Origin of the sequence: Caballeronia choica, from assembly GCF_001544535.1 — a bacterium.
Classification (GTDB): Bacteria; Pseudomonadota; Gammaproteobacteria; order Burkholderiales; family Burkholderiaceae; genus Caballeronia; species Caballeronia choica.
In genome coordinates this window covers 47,004-68,209 of sequence record NZ_FCON02000010.1, presented here as the reverse complement: position 1 = coordinate 68,209, position 21,206 = coordinate 47,004, and the positions used below count along the sequence as shown (strand labels likewise).

The window sequence follows — 21,206 nt, the reverse complement described above, 5'->3', positions numbered from 1 at the left end:
AACTGAAGGGATAACACCATGTTTGGATCGATGATGGATCGGCCGCTTCTGGTTTCGTCGCTGCTCGTGCACGCCGAGCGCCAGTTTGGCAATACGGAGATCGTGTCGCGCGAAACGAGCGGCGCGCTCCATCGCTACACGTTTCGCGACGCCGCGAAGCGCGCGCGGCAGCTCGCCCGTGCGCTCGAAGGGCTTGGCGTGACGCGGGGCGCGCGCGTCGCGACGCTCGCGTGGAACAACCACCGACATCTGGAAGCGTACTTCGCCGTGTCGGGCAGCGGTGCCGTGCTGCACACCTGCAATCCGCGCCTGCATCCGGAGCAGCTTGCGTACATCCTCAATCACGCAGAGGACGAAGTGCTGCTCGTCGACGCGACCTTCCTGCCGCTCGTGGAAGCGATCGCGCCGCGCTGCCCGGCGCTGCGCCACTACGTGCTGCTGGGCGGCCCGGAGGACATGCCGGCGGCGAGCCGCGTGCCGGGTTTCGTCCCGGCCCTCGCCTGCTACGAAGACCTGCTCGCCGCCGCAACCGACGACTTCGCGTGGCCCGAATTCGACGAACACACGGCCAGCACGCTCTGCTACACGTCGGGCACGACGGGCAATCCGAAGGGCGTGCTCTATTCGCATCGCTCGACGATCCTGCACACGTTCGCGGTGAGCCTGCCCGATTCGCTTTCGCTCTCCGCGCAGGACTGCCTGCTGCCGGTGGTGCCGATGTTCCACGTCAACGCGTGGGGCCTTCCCTACGCGGCGGCGATGAACGGCTGCAAGCTCGTGCTGCCCGGTCCGAAGCTCGACGGCGCGAGCCTCTACGAGCTGATCGAAGGCGAGCGCGTGACCTGCAGCGCGGGCGTGCCGACGATCTGGCTCGGCCTCGCGCAACACATGGAACAAAACGGCCTGACGCTCTCGACGATGACGCGCACGGTCGTCGGCGGCTCGGCGATGCCCGAAGCGCAGATCCGCACGTGGACGCAGCGCTTTCATGTCGAAGTGCGGCACGCGTGGGGCATGACCGAGACGAGCCCGCTCGGCACGCAGGGCGCGCTGTTGCCGAAGCATGCGGGGTTGTCCGTCGAGGCGCAGTGCGCGCAACGCGCGAAACAAGGCCGCGCGGTGTTCGGCGTGGAAATGCGCATCGTCGATGCCGACGGCCGCGAGCAGGCGCGTGACGGCAAGTCGTCCGGCGAACTGGAGGTGCGCGGCCCGTGGATCGCCGCCGGGTACTTCCGGAACGAGAAGCCCGCGCTGCGCGACGGCTGGTTCCCGACCGGCGACATCGCCACCATCGATGCCGACGGCTACATGCAGATCACCGATCGCGTGAAGGACGTCATCAAGTCGGGCGGCGAGTGGATCAGCTCGATCGACCTGGAGAATGCCGCCGCCGGGCATCCGGCCGTGCTGATGGCGGCGGTGATCGGCGCGCGGCATCCAAGGTGGGACGAGCGGCCGGTGCTGTTCGTCGTGAAGAAGCCAGGGCACGCCGCCGACAAGGCCGACATCCTCGCCTGGCTCGCCGACAAGGTGGCGAAGTGGTGCCTGCCCGATGAGGTGATCTTCCTCGACGGCCTGCCGCTCGGTGCAACCGGCAAGGTGCAGAAGATGGAATTGCGGCGGGAATACGCGGACGTGCTGTGCGCGGCGCAGTGAGACCCATCTTTAATCGAAGGAACAACCATGAACCAGATCAAGGGCGGTTGCCTCTGCGGCAGCGTTCGCTATGAAAGCTCGCAGGCGCCGGCGCTGAGCGCCGTGTGTCATTGCAGCCACTGCCAGAAGCAGTCGGGCAGCGCATTTTCGACGAACGTCGTCGTTCCCGCGGCGGGTTTCGAGGTCGCCGCGCGGACGCTCGCCACCTTCTACGACACCGGCGAAAACGGCCTCTCCGTGAAGCGCCATTTCTGCAACCAATGCGGCTCGCCCGTCTACACGGAACTGGAGTCGAATCCGGGCGTCGTCGTGGTGAAGGCCGGCACGCTCGACGATCCCTCGTGGGTGCAGCCGCACGTGCACATGTGGCGTGGTTCGGCGCAACCGTGGGTGAGCGTCACCGAAGGCACCGTCTGCTTCGAGCGCAATCCCGAGGCGTAGCGCTGCGGCACCGCCAGCGGCGGTGTTTTCGAGCAGTTTCATCAAGATTCACTAGCTAGAGATGCAAAGCATGCAAGCCGACAAAACGATGTCAATCGATCGCATTGAAGATGCGCTGGCCGCGATTCGTCGCGGCTCGCTCGCCGTCGTGGTGGACGACGAGGATCGCGAAAACGAAGGCGATCTCATCATGGCCGCCGAACTGGCGACGCCGGAAGCGGTGGCGTTCATGGTCCGCTGGACGAGCGGCGTGTTGTGCGTCGCGCTGCCGGGCGAACGGCTCGACGCACTGCGGCTGCCGCTGATGGTCCCGCGCGGCAACGATTCGATGCAGACCGCGTTCACGGTCACGGTCGACTACCGGCACGGAACGACGACCGGGATCTCGGCCGCCGACCGCGCAATCACGATCCGCGCACTGGTCGATCCCGACGCGCACGCCGGCGACTTCAATCGCCCGGGCCACTTGTTTCCACTGCGCGCGGTGCCGGGCGGCGTGCTGAAGCGCCCGGGACACACCGAAGCGACGGTCGACCTGTGCTGCCTCGCGGGGCTGCGCGAGGGCGGCGTGCTCGCCGAGATCGTCAACGACGACGGCAGCATGGCGCGCCTGCCGCAACTGATCGAATTCGCGCGACGGCACGGTCTGCCGATCGTCACGATCCGCGATCTGATCGCGTATCGAACGCGCGCAAGCGAGACCGTGCGCGGCGAGTGCGAGGCCGCGCTGGCCTGACAGCCTGACAGCTGGAGCGCCGCATCGCCGTGGAGGCGGCCATGCGGGATGTAGCGCGCGAACAGCGGGGGTGTTCGAAAGGGAGCGGGTCTGCAGGTCGTTACGGGTTGAACAACACTTTATAAAGCAGGAGACAGTATGAAGTCGAAGTTGAAGTCAAAATGGATCGCGGCGGCGGCGTTCGCCGCGGCAGGCGGCACCGCGCACGGGCAATCGTCGGTCACGCTCTACGGCGTGCTCGATGCCGGCCTGATGTATCAAAGCACGTCGGCGGCATCATTCAATCCGGCATCGAAGAATCTTGGCAAGCTGTATCGCTTCAAGGATGCAGGCATTTACTCGAGTAACTTCGGCATGACCGGCACCGAAGACCTCGGCGGCGGCTATCGCGCGAATTTCAAGCTGCAGGGCACCTTCGACACCGGCACCGGCAAGGCCGGCCTCACCGATACCCCGGGCGTCGCCGGAGAATTCAACCAGATCGCGAGCGTCGGCGTGTCGGGGCCGTTCGGATCGGTCACTGCGGGGCGCCAGATCGCGCCGCTCGCGATCGCGATGGGCGAGACCGATGTCCGCGGCGGCCGCTGGTTCGGCAGCATCCTGACGTCGTGGCTTGGCATGAACCAGGCGGCGGGCTGGGCGGGCACGAGCACCAACGGACCGCTCGGCGCACTCTATGACAGCAACGCGATCGTCTACGAATCGCCGAGCTTCGCCGGTGTGAAGGGTTTGCTTGAATACTCGCCGGGCGGGGTCGCGGGGAGCTTTCAGGGCAACACGCGCGAGTCGGCTGTGCTGAAGTATTCGAACTATGGACTGCGGCTCTCGGCGGCGTATTACAACGGCCACGACACGAATCCCGGACCGAACACCGTACCGACGGGCCTTGCCAACAATCGTCTTTATTATCTTGGCGCGTTCTACACGCTGCATGATTTCTCGATATCGGCGTCGTACACGAATGGCAAGAATCCGGCGCGTTCGAACCAGGTCAACATCGACATGTACACCTTCGGCCTTGGCTACCGGTTCACGCCCGCGTTCAAGGTGACGAGCGGGGTCTACTACCTGAAGGACCGCAACAACTCGGCGAACAAGTCGACGGAGATTGCGGCGGGCGCCGAATATAGTCTGTCGAAGGCGACGATGGTTTATGGCGAAGCCGGGCATGTGAACAACAAGGGAACGATGACGCAGACAATCGCCTATGGCCAGCCGGTTGCGCCCGGCATGGCGACGACGGCTGTCATGTTTGGGGTGCGGCATACGTTTTAGCGGGGGCGCTGGCGTTTTGCGGCAAGGCGGTGCTTACGCCGTTTGATGCGCTCGGGCTTCCATGGAACCTGCTTGGGGGTTGGTCTATCAGCGGCAAACGATGTAAGCCAACCCCTGCAGCCCGACGGTCGAATTCTCACTGAGCGGGCACCGGCGCACCGCTGCCCCGGCGCAAGACAAAGATTCGCTAGCTGCGTGCGCTGCTCACTCTGCACCGCAACAACCTCGACCTCGACGATGCATAAGCCAGTTCCTGCTGCGCGACGGCGCTGAACGCGACTCCACTTCGTAGCGCACCTCTTGCAAGTCAAAGAGGCCCGCATTCTCGGCAACGGCCTCCGCCAACAGTGCTTCCCGCTCCCGCAAGGCAGCCTCCGCCGAAAGCGCGATCTCGCACTGGCGGCGCACGCGAGGAGTGCTTTCATCGACGTGAAAACCTCCAGGATTGCTTTTCTTCTGCGTCAGACGCCGCTCGATGACGGTTGAAGTTTCAATATTTGGTTCAGTTACGCGGACGGGCGGAGTACTCGCGTCGCGGGCGTAATTACGACCAATAACACAGTTCCCAAGTGGCACAAATAGGGAATTTATATTGGCCGGCGGTGTCGGCGGATTCCGGTGGGCGCGTGATACCCTTATTTCGTAAGCGAAAAGACTTAATACGAAGACTCAATATGCAGCATCAATGCAAAGTGCGAAGTGCATGAATCAAAACGATTGCGCGATTATGCAGTGCAGCATGGTATCGGTCATATAAAACGCAGTTGTGACGAATCCGCCATCTCAGCGACAGGTTAATGGAGGACGCGTAAGCACCGTCTTGGACCAGGGCGCGCGGTGCGTCGGCACTGGTCGAATGGGGTAAATACCAACTTAACGAAAGGCTGTCAAAGTTGAAAAATCGACGCGCTACGCCTAAGATGAATCGCGTCACACGAATAAAAATACAATCCGGGGATCGCAGACAGCCTGTTTCCGCAACATACGGCGCCGCTGTTTCAGTTTATTTCCCCCGCTCGTCCATTGAAGCGCCCGTTTCAGCTTCCTCACACGCGTCTGCGTTTCACGCGATATCATGCACTCCATTCCAGCCATCCATCTATTTTGCTTACTGAAGAAATTACTGCCTGAAAATCACCCGAAAAAGGAGTGCGTATGTCATGGCTTACCGCAACACTACGCAGTTATCCGGAGATCGCCATTTTTCTCTCGCTGGGGATAGGGTATTGGGTTGGAGGCAAGAGTTATCGCGGTTTTAGTCTCGGCGCCGTAACGGCCACGCTGCTCGCGGCAATTGCGATCGGCCAGCTCGGAATTACGATCTCGCCAAACGTCAAATCGGTTTTCTTTCTGATGTTCCTCTTCGCGGTAGGCTATGGCGTCGGTCCGCAATTCGTGCGCGGCATCGCGAAGGACGGGCTCCCGCAGGCACTCTTCTCGGTCGTCCAATGCGCGCTGTGTCTTGCAGCGCCGTACGTGGCCGCGAAGCTCGCCGGCTACGACATCGGCTCGGCGGCGGGACTCCTGGCCGGCTCGCAGACCATCTCGGCATCGATGGGACTCGCCACCGACGCCATCAACCGCATCGGCCTCCCCGCCGACCAGACGAAAGTGCTGCTCGACGCCATGCCGACCGCCTACGCGGTCACCTACATCTTCGGCACGATCGGCTCGGCCATCCTCCTCGCGACGCTCGGGCCGATCCTGCTGCGCATCGACCTGGTCGCTGCGTGCAAGGAATACGAAGCGACGCTCGGCGGGTCGCAGGAAGTGGGCGGCGCGGGCGTGGCCTGGCACAAGTACGAATTGCGCGCCTACCGGATCCCGGAAGGTGGCCCCGCCATCGGCAGGACGGTGGGGCAGATCGAGGCGAGCGAGCCCACCGGAACGCGGCTTTTCATCGAGCGGATCAGGCGCGGCGGCGCGGTGCAGGATGCGAAGCTCGATGACGTGCTGCAGGCGGGCGACGTGGTCGCGGTGGGCGGGCGCCGCGAGCAACTGATCGACATCCTGGGTCCGCGCGGTGCCGAAGTCGAAGATCCGGAACTGCTCGCGGTACCGGCCGAAGGCGTCGATGTCTATGTGACGAGCAAGGCCGTCAACGGCAAGACGCTGGTGGAAGTCGCCACCCTGCCGGCCGCGCGCGGCGTGTTCCTGCGCAAGATCAAGCGCGGCCCTACGGAGACGCAGATTCCGGTGCTGCCGAGCACGAAGCTCTATCGCGGCGACACCTTGACGCTCGTCGGCCGCACCCAGGACACCACCGCCGCCGCCAAGGCGCTCGGCGTGCTCGACCGGCCGACGAGCGCGGCGGACATCGCGTTCGTCGGCTTCGCGATCACGCTTGGCGCGTTGATCGGCGCGGTGGTGATCAAGGTCGCGGGCATCCCGATCACGCTCTCGACGGCCGGCGGCGCGCTGATCGCGGGCATCGTGTTCGGCTGGCTGCGCGCGATTCACCCGACCTTCGGCCGCATTCCCGAGCCGACCATCTGGTTCATGAACTCGGTGGGCCTGAACGTGTTCATCGCGGTGGTGGGCGTGACGGCGGGTCCGGGCTTCGTCAAGGGGCTTCAGCAACTCGGCGTGAGCCTCTTCATGTGGGGCATTTTTGCGACCGCGGTGCCGCTCATCATCGGCATGTTCGTCGCGAAGTATGTGTTCAAGTTCCATCCGGCGCTGCTGCTCGGCATCTGCGCCGGCTCGCGCACGACGACAGCCGCGCTCGGCATGATCTGCGATGCGGCGAAGAGCCAGGTGCCGGGGCTCGGTTATACGGTGACTTATGCCGTCGGCAATACGTTGCTCACGATCTGGGGGATGGTGATCGTGATGATGCTCAGTTAGCGTTCCGGTTCGAGGTATCGGTTTTCCCCTTTTTGCAGCACACCCTACCTGGAGGTGTTGGATGGCAAAGTCAAAGGCAGGCTCCGCGTCGGACGCGGGCGATCGGTCCAAGATGGCCTCGCTCAGCCCGTTCGAACTGAAGGACGAACTCATCAAGGCCGCGGGCGGTGGCGCGGTGTCGCGTCCGGCAAACGCATCGATGCTCAACGCCGGGCGCGGCAATCCGAATTTCCTCGCGACGGTTCCGCGCCACGGATTCTGGCAACTGGGCCTCTTCGCGATGCGCGAATCGGAGCGCTCGTTCGCCCATATGCCGGAAGGGCTCGGCGGCTTTCCGAAACGCGAGGGACTTGAGGAACGCTTCGAGATTTTCGCGCGCGATAACAAGGGCGTGCCCGGCATCGACTTCCTGCGGGGAGCGGTGTCGTACGTGCGCGATCAACTGGGCCTCTCGGCCGGCGATTTCCTTTACGAAATGTGCGAGGGCATCCTCGCGTCGAACTATCCGGTGCCCGACCGGATGCTGAAGCTGTCGGAGATCATCGTCGGGCAGTATCTGCGGCGCGAGATGATCGGCGCGTATCCGTTCATCGGCGAATTCGACATCTACGCTGTGGAAGGCGGCACGGCGGCGATGACCTACATCTTCAACACCATGCGCGAGAACCACCTGATCAAGGCGGGTGACACCATCGCGCTCGGCACACCGATCTTCACGCCGTACATCGAGATTCCGCGCCTGAACGACTACCGGCTCAACGTCGTCAATCTCGAAGCCGATGTCGAGAGCGGCTGGCAGTACCCGAAGAAGGAACTCGACAAGCTGCGCGACCCGAAGGTGAAGGCGTTCTTCCTCGTGAACCCGAGCAATCCGCCCTCGGTGAAGATGGACACCGAAAGCCTCGAATACATCGCCGAGATCGTGAAGGAGCGGCCCGACCTGATCCTGCTCACCGACGACGTCTACGGCACCTTTGCCGACGATTTCGTCTCGCTCTTCGCGCTGTGCCCGAAGAACACGATCCTCGTGTATTCGTATTCGAAGTATTTCGGCGCGACCGGCTGGCGGCTCGGCGCGATCGCGACGCATCGCGAGAACGTGCTCGACCAGCAGATCGCGGCGCTTTCGAAGGAGCAGAAGAAGGAACTGCACGAGCGCTATGAGTCGATCACGACCGAGCCGGAAAATCTCAAGTTCATCGACCGGCTGGTGGCCGACAGCCGCACCGTCGCGCTGAACCACACGGCGGGCCTGTCGACGCCGCAGCAGGTGCAGATGGTCCTGTTCTCGCTTTTCTCGCTGATGGACACGCCCGACGCGTACAAGTGCGCGTTGAAGCGCCTGATCCGCAGCCGCAAGCAGGCGCTGTATCGCGAGATCGGCATCACCTTCGACGACGACGACGTGAACAAGGTCGACTACTACACGATCCTCGACCTCGAATTCCTCGGCGAGCGGGCGTACGGACGCGAGTTCGTCGACTGGCTCATCAAGAATACGGAGCCATCGGAGTTGCTGTTCCGGCTCGCGAAGGACGCGCGCGTCGTGCTGCTGCCGGGTCGCGGCTTCGGCACGCAGCATCCGTCGGGCCGCGTATCGCTCGCCAATCTCAACGAGAGCGACTACGTGAAGATCGGCCGGGCGATCCGCAACCTGCTCGGCGAATACGTCGAACGTTACAACGCCGAATCCGGCAAGAAGCTCGACAGAAACAAGGTGCTTTGACGGAATCCTTCATAGGAGAAGCAAATGGACTCATCCATGGACAAAGTCACGCCTTATGACGAGTTCAACTTCGAGATACCCGAGAACGAGTTCCCGAAGTCCGGCATCTCGGCGCGCGCCGCCGCCGCGCTCGTCGTCAGCGAGGAATGGACCGACACCAATCCGATGCTCAACATGTCGTCGTTCGTCACGACGTTTGCGGAGCCCGAGGCGGTCGAGGTCGCCAAGCGGAACATGTACAAGAACTACATCGACCATGACATGTATCCGCAGGTCTTCGCGATGGAAACGCGCATGGTGAGGTGGCTGCACCAGTTGTGGAACGGGCCGAAGGACGTCGAGCCGTATGGCACGGCGACGATCGGTTCGTCGGAGGCGTGCATGCTCGCCGGCCTCGCGCACAAGTGGAACTGGCGCCAGGCGCGCGAGAAGGCGGGCAAGGACGCGACGCGGCCGAACATGGTCACCGGCGGCAACGTGCAGATCGTATGGAAGAAGTTCCTGCGCTATTTCGATGTCGAGCCGCGCATCGTGCCGCTCAAGCCGGGCAACTACCGGCTCACCGCCGAGCACCTCGACAAATACGTCGACGAGAACACCATCGCGGTGGTCGCGATCGCGGGCCAGACCTTCACCGGCGAGGACGACGACATCCAGGAGATCCACGACTGGCTCGACGCCTACGAGAAGAAGACCGGCATCTCGATCCCGATGCATATCGACGGCGCGTCGGGCGGCTTCGTCAATCCGTTCCTCTATCCCGACTACAAGTGGGACTTCCGGCTGCCGCGCGTGCAGTCGATCAACGCGTCGGGGCACAAGTTCGGCCTGACGCCGCCGGGGCTCGGCTGGGTGGTGTTTCGCGAACGCAAGGTGTTCAACGAGGACCTGATCTTCTACGTGAACTATCTCGGCGGCGAGATGCCGACCGCGACGCTCAACTTCAGCCGCAACGCCGCGCCGATCGCCGTGCAGTACTACCAGTTCCTGCGGCTCGGCTTCGACGGCTACAAGCGAGGCATGACGCACACGCTGAAGAACGCCATAGCGCTGCGCGAGGCGCTCGTGGAAAGCGGCTACTTCACGATCATGAACGAGACGCAGCGCATCCCTGTCGTGGCCGTCACGCTCGATCCGAAGGTGAAGAACTTCAACGAGTTCGATGTCTCGAACAAGGTGCGCGAGAAGGGCTGGGTGCTGTCGGCGTATTCGATGCCGCCGGATGCGCAGGAGGTGAGGAGCCTGCGCGTGGTGGTGCGGCCGCACATCAACCACAACGTCGCGATGATTTTGGCGCGGGATATCATCGGTGCGTGCAAGTATCTCGAGCAGCACGGCGGCAGCGCAACGGCGCCAACGCTGCACGGGCACCCGGACGAAAAGACCTCGCCGGCCAAGTGCTGAGTGTGCGCTGCCCGGAGCGCGAAGGCGCTCCGGGCGCGCTTCTTGTCCACGATCCATGCCGCCGATAAGACGCATGCCGAAGCATCGGCGAATTGAGGCATCTCGTTCGATCTATTGATTCAGACGTTGTGCGGCGACTATACTGCGCAACACCCGACACTGAATCATTCGGATAGCGAATAGAAATGGCTGATAAAAAAACTGAAGCGAAAGAAAGCGCGGACGCCCCAGGCCCGCTGAGCGCCAAGGCCTACGAAAAGGAGCTTGCCCGGCTGCACGTGGAACTGGTCAAGCTTCAGGAGTGGGTCGTGCAAACCGGCGCGAAGGTTTGCGTCGTGTTCGAGGGCCGCGACGGCGCGGGAAAAGGCGGCACGATCAAGGCGCTTACCGAGCGCGTGAGTCCGCGCGTGTTTCGCGTGATTGCGCTGCCGGCGCCGACCGAACGCGAAAAAACCCAGATGTATCTGCAGCGCTACTTGCCGCATCTGCCGGCGGCGGGCGAGGTCGTCATCTTCGATCGAAGCTGGTACAACCGGGCGGGCGTCGAGCGGGTCATGGGCTTCTGTTCGGAAGAGCAGGTGACGGCGTTTCTCAAGGCGGCGCCGCTCGTCGAGCGGGCGATCGTCGAATCCGGGATCATCCTGCTGAAGTACTGGCTCGAAGTCAGCGAGGACGAGCAGACGCGGCGGCTAGAGGCGCGGATTCAGGATGGGCGCAAGACCTGGAAGCTGACGGGCATGGATCTGGAATCCTACAGCCGCTGGTACGACTACTCGCGCGCACGCGACGACATGTTCGCCGCCACCGACACCGGTTTCGCGCCGTGGTTCGTGGCGCGCTCGAACAGCAAGAAGAACGTGCGGCTGAACATCATCAGCCATCTGCTGCACAGCATTCCGTACGAGGCCATGCCCCGCAAGAAAGTGAGCTTGCCGAAGCGCCAGAAGCCCGACGGATATCGCGAGCCGGACTATTCGTACAAGTTCGTTCCCGAGAAGTTCTGAGCGAATCGCCGGACTTTCTGCGTCCGCTTGTTTTTCCGCTGGCGGCGCCCTGGCGTCGCATGTCTGTTGCAATCGTGGATGGCCCGCACTCATGGCGCATGACACATCGAATCGCCCTGCAGGCGTCATTCACCGGATCGTGCCCGAATGGATCCTGCAATACCGAAGGCAATGGGCACGACCGGACATCATCGCCGGGTTGACTGCCGCCGCGCTGGTGATTCCCAACGCGCTCGCCTATGCGACGGTGGCGGGCGTCCCCGTGCAGGCCGGTCTCTATACGGCTTTCCTGCCGATGCTGATCTACGCGCTCTTCGGAACTTTCGAGGGTGCTGAGCGTCAGCACGACCACCACGCTGGCAATCCTCGCGGCATCCGCGGTCGGCCAGGCCACCGCGCACGCCGATCCGTCCAAGGCATTGACCGCCATGGCCACGCTCGTCGTCCTCGTCGGCGTGATGCTCGCGATGGCCTCCGCGTTTCGGCTCGGCTTCCTGGCGAACTTCATCTCCGAGCCGGTGCTGATCGGCTTCAAGGCGGGTATCGCGGTCGTCATCGTGGTCGACCAGATTCCGAAGCTGCTCGGCATCCATTTCACGAAGGGCTCGTTTTTCCACAACCTCGCTGCGATTGCCGAGGGCATTCCTCACGCATCGATACCCACCGTCGCCGTGAGCGCGCTGACGGCCGGCACACTCATCGCGTTCAGGCGTTTCATGCCGCGCGCGCCGGCGCCGCTCATCGCGCTGGCAGGCGCGGTGGCGGTCGTCAGCCTGCTCGGGCTCGTGGCTCACGGCGTCGCAACGGTGGGCTACGTCCCGACCGGCCTGCCGTCGCTGACAATGCCTGATATCTCGCTGGTCCGCGAACTCTGGTCCATCGCGCTCGGCACGGCGCTGATGAGTTTCACCGAGACCGTCGCGGCCGGACGCGCGTTCGCCGTCGACGGCGAACCCACACCGCGCGCCAACAGGGAACTGTTCGCGACGGGCCTCGCGAATCTCGGCGGCGCGTTCTTCGGCGCGATGCCCGCCGGCGGCGGGACGACGCAGACCGCGGTGAACCGTCAGGCGGGCGCGTGCACGCAGGCGGCGGAGCTCGTCACGGCGGCCATCGCACTCGGATCGATGCTGCTACTCGCGCCGTTGATCGGATTGATACCGCACGCCGCGCTGGGTGCGGTGGTCGTCGTGTACTCGGCCGGGCTCTTCAAGCCGGCGGAGTTCCGCGCGATCCTCCGGGTGCGGCAGACGGAACTCGTCTGGGCATGCGTCGCACTGGTCGGGGTCGTCGTGCTCGGGACGCTGCACGGCATCATCGTCGCGATCGTCGTCTCGCTCGTGGCGCTCGCGCATCAGGTGTCGAATCCGCCCGTGTACGCGCTCCGGCGCAAGCCCGGCACCAATGTGTTCCGCCCGGTTTCGGCCGAGCATCCGGATGACGAGTCCGTCTCGGGCATGCTCGTGTTGCGGCCGGAAGGGCGCATCTTCTTCGCCAATGCGGAGCACGTCGCGATAAAGATCCGCGCGCTGATCGTCGAGTCGCGGCCGCGCGTCGTGACGATCGATCTGGGCGGCGTCTTCGACATCGAATACACCGCGCTCAAGATGCTGACGCAAGCCGAACAGCACTTGCGGCAAAGGGGCGTGGCGCTGTGGCTGGCGGACCTGAACCCCGGCGTGCTGGAGATGGTGCATCGATCGCCGCTCGGCGACACGCTTGGCCGCGAGCGGATGTTCTTCAACGTCGAGCAGGCGATCGAGCGATACCGGAACGCGATCGCGGAAGGCGGCGTCTAGTGAGCGCCATCAAACCTTCAACTGCCGGGCGCGATAACGATGACGGAGCGTGCGCGCGCGAAGACCACCGAGCGCCACGAACGCGCGATGCGAAATTGGCCGCCGATTCGTTCCGCAATTCGAACGGGCGGACGTGGGTCGCGCGTGAGTCGATTTGCGGCTGTCACCGGCATTGCCTAATATGAAGTCCACGCGTCTCGCCAAAAAGCGCCGCGCGCAACGGCACACGCACCACGAGGGAATGCGATGGACGCGAAACACGCGAAGTACCGCCACCTGATCGACGTCTGCAAGTCGATCCCGCCCACGCCGACGGCCGTCGTGCACCCTTGCGACCACAGTTCGCTCGAAGGCGCGATCGAGGCCGCGAAACTCGGCCTCATCGCGCCGATTCTCGTCGGCCCGGCCGAGCGGATCAACAAGGTCGCCGCCGCCAACAACATCGATCTCACTGGCGTGCACATCGTCGATGCGCCGCACAGTGTCGCGGCGGCCGCGATGGCCGTGCAGCTCGTGCGCGAGGGCCAGGCCGAGGCGCTGATGAAGGGCAGCCTGCACACCGATGAACTGATGGGCGCCGTGATCAGGCGCGATACCGGGCTGCGCACCGCGCGGCGCGTCAGCCATTGCTTCGTGATGGACGTGCCGGGCTACGAGCACGCGCTCATCATCACCGACGCCGCCGTCAACATCGCGCCGACGCTCGAAGAGAAAGTCGACATCCTGCAGAATGCGATCGATCTCGGGCACGCGCTGAACATGCAGGAAGTGCGCGTCGCGATCCTGTCGGCGATGGAAACCGTCAATCCGAAAGTGCCGTCGACCGTCGAGGCCGCCGCGCTCTGCAAGATGGTGGACCGGCACCAGATCACGGGCGCGCTCGTCGACGGGCCGCTCGCGCTCGACAACGCCATCGACCTGGAAGCCGCGAAGATCAAGCAGATCGATTCGCCGGTGGCGGGGCGCGCGAACGTGCTGCTCGTGCCGGACCTCGAAGCGGGCAACATGCTCGCGAAGAGCCTTTCGTTTCTGGCGGGCGCGGACGCGGCGGGCATCGTGCTCGGCGCGCGCGTGCCGATCATCCTCACGAGCCGCGCCGATTCGATCCTCACGCGCCTCGCGTCGTGCGCGGTCGCGGCACTCGTCGCGAAGGCGCGCCGCGAGAACGCAAAATTGCTGGGGTGAGATCGTGTCCGATGTGATTCTCGTGCTCAACGCAGGTTCGTCGAGCGTCAAGTTCAGCGTCTTCGATGCCGCGAGCGACGCGTTCCCGCTCCTGTTGCACGGGCAGATCGAAGGCATCTACACCGAGCCGCATTTCACGGCAAACGACGCCGATCATGCCGAGATCGGCTCGCACGCGTGGCCGGGCGGCACCGAACTGGGGCACGACGGCGCGATCCATTACCTGCTCGAATTCCTGCGCAGCCATCGCGGCGACCATGACCTCGTGGCGGTCGGGCATCGCGTCGTGCATGGCGGCATGGACTTCACGCAGGCCGTGCTCGTCACGCCGGAAGTGATGTCCGCGCTCGCGAAGCTGACGCCGCTCGCGCCGCTGCATCAGCCGCACAATCTCGAGCCGATCGAGATACTCGGCAAGCTTCGTCCCGATCTGCCGCAGGTCGCGTGCTTCGATACGGCGTTTCATCGCGGGCAGACCGAGGTCGCGCAGGCGTTCGCGCTGCCGCCTTCGATCACCGAGCGCGGCGTGCGGCGTTACGGGTTTCACGGGCTGTCGTACGAATATATCGCGAGCGTGCTCGGGCGCTTCGATCCGAAGGCCGCCGCGGGCCGCGCGGTCGTCGCCCATCTCGGCAACGGCAGCAGCATGTGCGCGATGGTGGGTGGGAAGAGCGTGGCGAGCACGATGGGCTTCACCGCGCTCGACGGCCTGCCGATGGGCACGCGCTGCGGCAGCCTCGACCCTGGCGTGATGCTCTACCTGATGGACGAACTCCGCATGGACGCGCGTGCCATCGAGGACCTGGTGTACAAGCAGTCGGGGCTGCTCGGCGTATCGGGCCTGTCCAGCGACATGCGCTCGCTCCTCGCAAGCGCGGACCCGCGGGCGCGCTTTGCCGTCGATCAGTTCACGTATTGCATCGGGCGCCAGCTCGGCTCGCTTGCCGCTGCGGCAAAAGGTATCGACGCGCTTGTCTTCACGGCGGGCATCGGCGAGCATGCTTCCGCGATACGCGAGCGCGTCTGCCGCGACGCCGCGTGGCTCGGCATCGAAGTCGACCCGGCGGCAAACGAGGCGGGCGGGCCGCGCATCAGCACACCGGGGAGCGCGGTACCGGTGTGGGTGATTCCGACCAATGAAGAACTGATGATCGCGCGTCACACGTTGCAGACGACACGACGCGCACAGTAGACGAAAGGGCAGATCGAGCGCGCAGATCTTGCGCGACAGTTTTCAGTGAAGGGTTGGGGTTGATGTTTACGCAAACAGGACCCAACCCCAAGCGCCAGCGGTCACACCAACACGAAGACCTAAAACAACGCAGCCACGATATCGACAAACAGGATCTTCACGATCGTCATACCCGGAAAGATCATCGCATAGCCGATATCCGGCCGATCGGTCGGCCCGAGCTTGTTTGCAAACGCGAGGATCGCGGGATTCCCGCACGCACCCGCGACGATGCCCGCCACTTCGTCGAACGGCATCCGGTACACGAGCAGCCCGAGGAGCAGCACCGGCACCGCAAGCGCAAGCAGCACGATCGCGCCGAGGCCGAGCATCAGGAGGCCGGTCTCGGTGACGGTCGCGGCGAACTTCGGCCCCGACGACATCCCGACCTGCGCGAGAAACAGCGTGAGCCCGAGGTTGCGGATCACGAGGTTGGCCGAAAGCGGGATCGTCCAGTTCATGCCGCCCGTGCGCCGCAGTTGCCCCAGCACGAGCGCCACGATCAGCACGCCCGACAGCCCGAGCGCGAGCTTGCCGATGCCCGGCAGCGGAATCTGGATCGCGCCAAGCAAGAAGCCGAGCGCCATCCCGAGCCCGATGGAGATGTAGCTGAACTCGGCCGTGCCCTTGATCGAATCGCCGAAATACCGGCGCAGCGCCAGGAAATCGGCGCGATTGGCGAGCAGGCCGATGCGGTCGCCGAATTCGAGCACGAGGTCGGGGCGCGGCAGGATGTCGGTGTCGCCGCGCCGGACCTGCGCCACGATCGACGCCTTCTCGCCCGGCAGGTCGAGGTCGCCGAGCGGCCGGCCCACCACGCTCGCGCGCGAAGCGAAGATGCGGATGTAGTCGAGATCGCTGCGATCCTTGACCACGCGGCCGGGCGCCGCCTCGCCGAGCATTTCGCGCGCCTTGTCGAGCGACGCCGTGCTCGGACCGACCGCGAGCACGACATCGCCTTCCGCGACGATGAGCCCGGGCGACGCTGGCTCGTTGTGATGCGCCGCGCGCCGCGCGACGATCTGGACATCGGCGGGAAGCGTGCTCATCACCGCGCCGAACGTCTTGCCGAACAGGTCGGGATTGCGCACCGCGATCTCGATCGCGGCGAGGCCGTCGCCGGCCGCGGTGTCGATCTTCGGCTTGAAGATCACGAACGCGAGATAGAGCAGCAGGATCGGCCCGGCGACGCCGAACGGGTAGGACACCGAGTAGCCGACCGCGGCGTCGTCATTGCCGAGCGTCGCGATGGTCGCCTGCAAGGCCGCCGTGCTGGTTCCCGATCCCGCGAAGAGACCGAGCGCGTAGCCGAGCTTGATGTGCATCGCTTTCTGGATCGCGAGGCTCACGATGCCCGCCACCAGCACGCCGATCAGCGCAATCAGGTTGGCCCTGCGGCCGTTGGCGCTCGTAAGGCCGAGGAAGAACTGCTTGCCGTACTGAACGCCGACGGTATAGAGAAAAAGCGCGAGGCCGAGCGTGCCGACCATCGGCGCCGGCGCCGACTTGGGCGCGAACCAGCCCACCGCGAGCGCGACGAACAGCACCGCCCCGACGCCGAGCGAGAATCCCTTGATGTTGACCTCGCCCACGAGGTAACCGATTGCAATCGTGAGAAATACTGCCATCAGCGGTTGCTGCTCAAGTAGCGTCTTGACGAATTCCACGTCTCACCTCGCTTCGAAGATGGGCATTTCGCCGTGCCTGTGCAAAGCGGCGTATGTTTATACGTTCTCGGCACGCGGGCAGGCGGGATCATCAGCCTCTGGATAATAGCTGGCTTTCTGAATTGGGAAAGCCTGCATTCACGCGCGTCGAAAGCGATTGTGTACGCTTTGGTCAGTGCTGCCGCCGATCGCGGCGGTCGACGCAATGCAGTGCTACTCGGGAGACGGATCATGTGTCGCTGGCTGGCTTACACGGGCAATCCCATTCAACTCGAGGCCGTACTGTTTCGCGCGGAGCACTCGCTGATCGACCAGAGCCTGCATTCGCGTCTCGGGCAAACGACGACCAACGGCGACGGCTTCGGTGTCGGCTGGTACGGGAATCCGGACGAGATTCCGTTTCGCTATCGATGTGTGCATCCGGCCTGGAACGACATCAACCTGCGCGAGGCCGCGCGTGCCGTGCGCGCGCCGCTGTTCGTCGCGCACATTCGCGCCGCGACGGGCACGCCCGCGCAGGAGACGAACTGTCATCCGTTCCGGTATGGCCGCTGGCTCTTCATGCACAACGGCTTGATACGCGACTTTGCACGCGTCAGGCGCGACCTGATGATGTCAATCGATCCAGCGCTCTTCGCCGCGTTGGAAGGCTCGACCGATTCGGAAGTGATGTTCTTTCTCGCGCTGACCTTTGGGCTCCAGACGGCGCCGGTTCTGGCGCTGGAACGGATGGTGGCCGTGGTGGAAGAGGCAGGACACCGGCATGGCGTCGAGCATCCGCTGAACATGACGGTGTGCGCGACGGACGGCGAGCAGATCGTCGCGGTGCGCTACTCGAGCGAAACGCAGTCACGCTCTCTGTTTCACAGCACGTCGTTCCGGCACTTGCGCGAACTGTATCCCGACGATGCGCGTATCAAGGCCGTCGGCGACGATGCCTATCTCGTGCTGTCGGAACCGCTCGTCGATTTGCCGGGCGCATGGGAGGAAGTGCCGGAGAGCACGGCGATCGTGGCGCGAGGCGCGGTGATCCAGCATCAAACCTTTGTCCCCGTCCTGCCCTGAATGAGCGACGAGACACCACGGCTTCGGGTTTGCCGTTTCCCGAAGCCGTGGCTCATGCATTAAAGCCAGCGAGTGCCGGTGGCTACTGTCCGATCTCCCGGATCGTCAGCGCGTTCTTCACCGACGTCACGCCGGACACGCCTTTCGCGGCGGCAGTTGCCTTGTCGATCTGCGCTGCATCGGGCACGGTGCCCGCGAGCGTCACGGCGCCTCCGGTCGCGCGCACCGTGATATTCGACGAAACCAGGCCCTTCGTCTTCGTCAGTGCATGGCGCACGTCCTTGGCGAGTTGCTTGTTCGCCGCCTTGGTCGATTTCGCGCTGGGCGCGGCGCTCGATGATGCCGGCGCGGTGCCGGCATCGCTTGCCTGTGCAAAAGCATTGACGGATGCCGCGACGACGAGAACGCCAGCCGCCAACTTGAGTGGTTTTAGTGCATTCATTGCGATTCTCCTTTTGACGAAAATCTTCAAACGCCTCGGACGACAAAGACTGCTCGAGCACGCAATCGGTACGGCTCCTTATGCGGGCAACTGATCTCGCATTTGAAACGGTCACGATGATCCGGGCGCGACGAGCGTGAACGGGCGCGCGGACGACGGCGAACCCGGTTGGGTGCGCTGGAAGGTAAAGATACGCCGATCCGCATGATGTTGTAAGACAGTTCTGCGAACGTGCGGTCGGGAAAGGGATGTGATCGGTGGGGCGGGTTGTGCGGATTGGGGCTTGTTTGTGTGTAACGGGGCGGTGGCAGTGTGCGCAGCGCGGCGGGCGATGCTCGGGTTTGACTGTATTTCGCGCGCAACAAAGCGCACCGGGCTGGAACTGCCTTCCGCTTCGTGGGGGCGCGTCCTGATGCGCTGCACGTTGGAGCATATTGAAGCGCGCAGTCACGACGCCGTGCAGACGCCGCTATTGATCAGACGGGACGGGTGCTTCCGAGACCTTCGCCGCCGTCTCGAATGGACTGGGATCGGGCGCACGTCGTATCTGTGCCTGATCGCTGAAGCCAATGATGTCGGCATCGGGTTGGCAAGCATGCGGCCACGGCGCGCGCGCTTCTTGCGGTCGGAACGTATGACGGTCCACGGACAATCGGCCGTGTCGGTTCGCGCGAGCATGTCTTCCTTCGCTTGCGTGCATTCATCCTATTTTTCGAGCGACGCGAGATCGACCGGACTGAGCTTCCATTGCTTCAGCGGATGTATCTGTGTCGCTTGCGAGCGCAGTGTCTTTTGATGTATGTCATTGGGTGGCGGAGCATGAGGGCGGGACGGATAATGCTAAGGATGACGTATGTTGTATCGAAGCCGCGAGCGATGGATGACGTTCGAACTCGAAGAGAAGCAAGAGGAGGAGTCGAAGCGGGCGGGAGATTCACGGCATCGGCCTATGCCGATGTTGTGGGCCAAGCATGGGATCTGGTCAAGCGCGTGCGCCTTTCTGAGCGAAAATTGCCACTGGCGTGACCGGCTTGCCGAGAGCGGCACCGATTCAACCGTCATCGTGATTCCCCAGAAGCCGAAATCCAGCAGCGGCGGCATCGCGTGGCCGCCGAAGAAATCCGCACCGGCACAAACGAAAAAGGCCCCCGATTACTCGGGAGCCTTCATGTCTTTGGTAGGCCGTACGGGATTCGAACCTGTGACCAACGGATTAAAAGTCCGCTGCTCTACCAGCTGAGCTAACGACCCAAAGAGCCAAAATTATAGTCACGCGCCCCCGAGTTTGTCAACTCTGAAGCGACCTCGGACGGCCTGAACCGCCCAATAGAAAAGGCCCGCAGCGCCACGCTGCGGGCCTTTTCAGCGAGAGGCGCGAAGTTCCGGGAAACGAAACCGCGCTTACTTCACCTGCGACATCCGACTCTGCGCCGTCTGTGCGACTTCGGTGCCGCCATACTGCGAGATGATCTGTTCCAGCGTCTTCTTCGCAGCGGCTTTCTGGCCTTGTTCGATCTGATTGTTCGCGATTGCGAGCAGCGCTTCAGGCGCCCGCGGATGCGTCGGATAAGTCTTGACGAGATTCTGCCAGATCGCGGTCGATCCTTTGTAATCGCGCTCGGCGTAAAGTGCATTGCCGAGCCAGTACTGCGCGGTCGGCTGATACGGGCTCTGCGGGTACTTCGCCACGAACGCCTTGAACGAAGCCGCAGCGTTCTTGAAGTCGCCGTTGCGGAATTGCGTCGACGCCGCGTTGAACGCCTCCGTCTCGCCCGGCTGCACGGACCCCTGCACGCCGTCGACCGTCTGCTGCTGCGGTTCGAACTTCTTCACGCGAGCGTCGAGGTCGGCGTAGTAGTCCTTCTGCTGCTTTTGCAGCGTTGCGAGCTGGTTGGACATGTCCTCGTTCTGGCCTCGAAGCGTCGCGACCTGCTGGTTCAACTGGTCGAGACGATTCGATTGATCGAGGATCGTGCGCTGGGCTGCGGACAACTGGCTCGCCAGGCTGTCCGTTTTCGTGCGCAGGTCGAGCACGGCCTTGCGTGCTTCGTTATCGTCGAAGACACCCGCGTGTGCGGGCGCGCCGACGAGCGCCGAAGCGGCCACGCAGGTGACCGCGCAAGCGGCTGCGACGGCGCGCAGCGAGGGGAAGCGATACAACATAGGGCGACTCACCCGTGACTGGTTACGTTACTGTTGATAGACGAGGTCGGCGCGGCGGTTCTGTGCCCACGACGCTTCGTCATGACCCGTCGCCGTCGGCTTTTCCTTGCCGAGGCTCACGGCTTCCATTTGCGTGTCGGCGACGCCCATCAGCGACATCGCGCGACGCACGGCTTCAGCACGCTTCTGGCCGAGCGCGAGGTTGTACTCGCTCGTTCCACGTTCGTCGGTGTTGCCCTGGATCAGGACACGGCGTTCCGGATGGCCCTTGAGGTACGTCGAGTGCTGTTGCACGAGCGACTGGTATTCGTCCTTCACGGCGTAGCTGTCGAAGTCGAAATAGATGCTGCGCTTGGCAAGCGGGCTGTTCGGATCGTTCAGCGGATCGACGTTGACCGTGGCTACGGCGTTCGGGTTCGGCTGATTGGTGACGGGGCCCTTGTTCGCACCTTCATCGAGCTTGACGCCCGAGTGGCACGCGGCCAGCGCACCGACCATCGCGATTGCAAAGCCGACACGAAGTTTCGACATCATGGTTACTCTCCTTGTGTTATTGCGCAACGAA

Annotated in this window: 15 protein-coding genes, 1 tRNA gene and 3 pseudogenes; 13 read left to right on the top strand and 6 right to left on the bottom strand. The window is 63.7% G+C overall.

Going from position 1 to position 21,206, the window contains the following annotated elements; all coding sequences use genetic code 11:
* Nucleotides 1-18 precede the first annotated feature (18 nt).
* From AWB68_RS06875 to AWB68_RS06820, 12 genes and pseudogenes are all read left to right on the top strand, one after another.
* Nucleotides 19-1,656, top strand: a complete 1,638-nt coding sequence (locus AWB68_RS06875; RefSeq protein WP_087643597.1) for a 3-(methylthio)propionyl-CoA ligase — start codon at nucleotides 19-21, stop codon at nucleotides 1,654-1,656.
* A gap of 27 nt (nucleotides 1,657-1,683) precedes the next feature.
* Complete coding sequence (locus AWB68_RS06870) at nucleotides 1,684-2,097, top strand: GFA family protein (protein ID WP_087643596.1); 414 nt, start codon at nucleotides 1,684-1,686, stop codon at nucleotides 2,095-2,097.
* 88 nt (nucleotides 2,098-2,185) lie between these two features.
* Nucleotides 2,186-2,833: a 3,4-dihydroxy-2-butanone-4-phosphate synthase gene (gene ribB, locus AWB68_RS06865; RefSeq protein ID WP_087643640.1), complete on the top strand. Its 648-nt coding sequence runs from the start codon at nucleotides 2,186-2,188 to the stop codon at nucleotides 2,831-2,833.
* 150 nt (nucleotides 2,834-2,983) lie between these two features.
* Nucleotides 2,984-4,108 carry a porin gene (locus AWB68_RS06860; RefSeq protein ID WP_374729557.1) on the top strand — a complete coding sequence of 375 codons (1,125 nt, stop codon included), beginning with the start codon at nucleotides 2,984-2,986 and terminating at the stop codon, nucleotides 4,106-4,108.
* Between the two features lie 1,155 nt (nucleotides 4,109-5,263).
* A complete protein-coding gene (gene aspT, locus AWB68_RS06850; protein ID WP_087643593.1) occupies nucleotides 5,264-6,955 on the top strand; it encodes an aspartate-alanine antiporter in 1,692 nt (563 codons plus the stop codon).
* Between the two features lie 61 nt (nucleotides 6,956-7,016).
* Nucleotides 7,017-8,681 carry a bifunctional aspartate transaminase/aspartate 4-decarboxylase gene (locus tag AWB68_RS06845; protein WP_087643592.1) on the top strand — a complete coding sequence of 555 codons (1,665 nt, stop codon included), beginning with the start codon at nucleotides 7,017-7,019 and terminating at the stop codon, nucleotides 8,679-8,681.
* 24 nt (nucleotides 8,682-8,705) lie between these two features.
* Complete coding sequence (gad, locus tag AWB68_RS06840; RefSeq protein WP_087643591.1) at nucleotides 8,706-10,085, top strand: glutamate decarboxylase; 1,380 nt, start codon at nucleotides 8,706-8,708, stop codon at nucleotides 10,083-10,085.
* A gap of 185 nt (nucleotides 10,086-10,270) precedes the next feature.
* Nucleotides 10,271-11,089 (top strand): polyphosphate kinase 2, encoded by an 819-nt coding sequence (gene ppk2, locus AWB68_RS06835; protein ID WP_087643590.1) that lies wholly within the window; start codon nucleotides 10,271-10,273, stop codon nucleotides 11,087-11,089.
* Nucleotides 11,090-11,180: 91 nt separating this feature from the next.
* Nucleotides 11,181-11,354, top strand: a pseudogene (locus tag AWB68_RS51065) (SulP family inorganic anion transporter); the annotation flags it as partial.
* A 64-nt stretch (nucleotides 11,355-11,418) separates the two neighbouring features.
* Nucleotides 11,419-12,888 carry a SulP family inorganic anion transporter gene (locus AWB68_RS06830; RefSeq protein ID WP_327382053.1) on the top strand — a complete coding sequence of 490 codons (1,470 nt, stop codon included), beginning with the start codon at nucleotides 11,419-11,421 and terminating at the stop codon, nucleotides 12,886-12,888.
* A gap of 243 nt (nucleotides 12,889-13,131) precedes the next feature.
* A pseudogene (locus AWB68_RS06825) lies at nucleotides 13,132-14,073 on the top strand (phosphate acetyltransferase); the annotation flags it as partial.
* A gap of 4 nt (nucleotides 14,074-14,077) precedes the next feature.
* Nucleotides 14,078-15,265 carry an acetate/propionate family kinase gene (locus AWB68_RS06820; protein ID WP_087643589.1) on the top strand — a complete coding sequence of 396 codons (1,188 nt, stop codon included), beginning with the start codon at nucleotides 14,078-14,080 and terminating at the stop codon, nucleotides 15,263-15,265.
* 119 nt (nucleotides 15,266-15,384) lie between these two features.
* On the opposite strand, the gene AWB68_RS06815 is transcribed toward AWB68_RS06820, so the two are convergent.
* Nucleotides 15,385-16,971 (bottom strand): aspartate:alanine exchanger family transporter, encoded by a 1,587-nt coding sequence (locus tag AWB68_RS06815; protein WP_087643588.1) that lies wholly within the window; start codon nucleotides 16,969-16,971, stop codon nucleotides 15,385-15,387.
* Nucleotides 16,972-17,202: 231 nt separating this feature from the next.
* Here AWB68_RS06815 and AWB68_RS06810 point away from each other — a divergent pair, with 231 nt between their 5' ends.
* Nucleotides 17,203-18,036, top strand: a complete 834-nt coding sequence (locus tag AWB68_RS06810) for a class II glutamine amidotransferase (RefSeq protein WP_087643587.1) — start codon at nucleotides 17,203-17,205, stop codon at nucleotides 18,034-18,036.
* 82 nt (nucleotides 18,037-18,118) lie between these two features.
* Here AWB68_RS06810 and AWB68_RS06805 read toward each other — a convergent pair whose 3' ends face one another.
* The 5 genes and pseudogenes from AWB68_RS06805 to pal form a co-directional block, all read right to left on the bottom strand.
* A complete protein-coding gene (locus tag AWB68_RS06805) occupies nucleotides 18,119-18,478 on the bottom strand; it encodes a BON domain-containing protein (RefSeq protein WP_087643586.1) in 360 nt (119 codons plus the stop codon).
* 594 nt (nucleotides 18,479-19,072) lie between these two features.
* Nucleotides 19,073-19,246 (bottom strand): annotated as a pseudogene (locus tag AWB68_RS49305) (polyphosphate kinase 2); the annotation flags it as partial.
* A gap of 407 nt (nucleotides 19,247-19,653) precedes the next feature.
* A tRNA-Lys gene (locus AWB68_RS06795) sits at nucleotides 19,654-19,729 on the bottom strand.
* Between the two features lie 150 nt (nucleotides 19,730-19,879).
* A complete protein-coding gene (gene ybgF, locus AWB68_RS06790) occupies nucleotides 19,880-20,641 on the bottom strand; it encodes a tol-pal system protein YbgF (protein WP_087643585.1) in 762 nt (253 codons plus the stop codon).
* A 27-nt stretch (nucleotides 20,642-20,668) separates the two neighbouring features.
* Nucleotides 20,669-21,175: a peptidoglycan-associated lipoprotein Pal gene (gene pal, locus AWB68_RS06785; protein WP_087643584.1), complete on the bottom strand. Its 507-nt coding sequence runs from the start codon at nucleotides 21,173-21,175 to the stop codon at nucleotides 20,669-20,671.
* Between the last annotated feature and the right edge of the window lie 31 nt (nucleotides 21,176-21,206).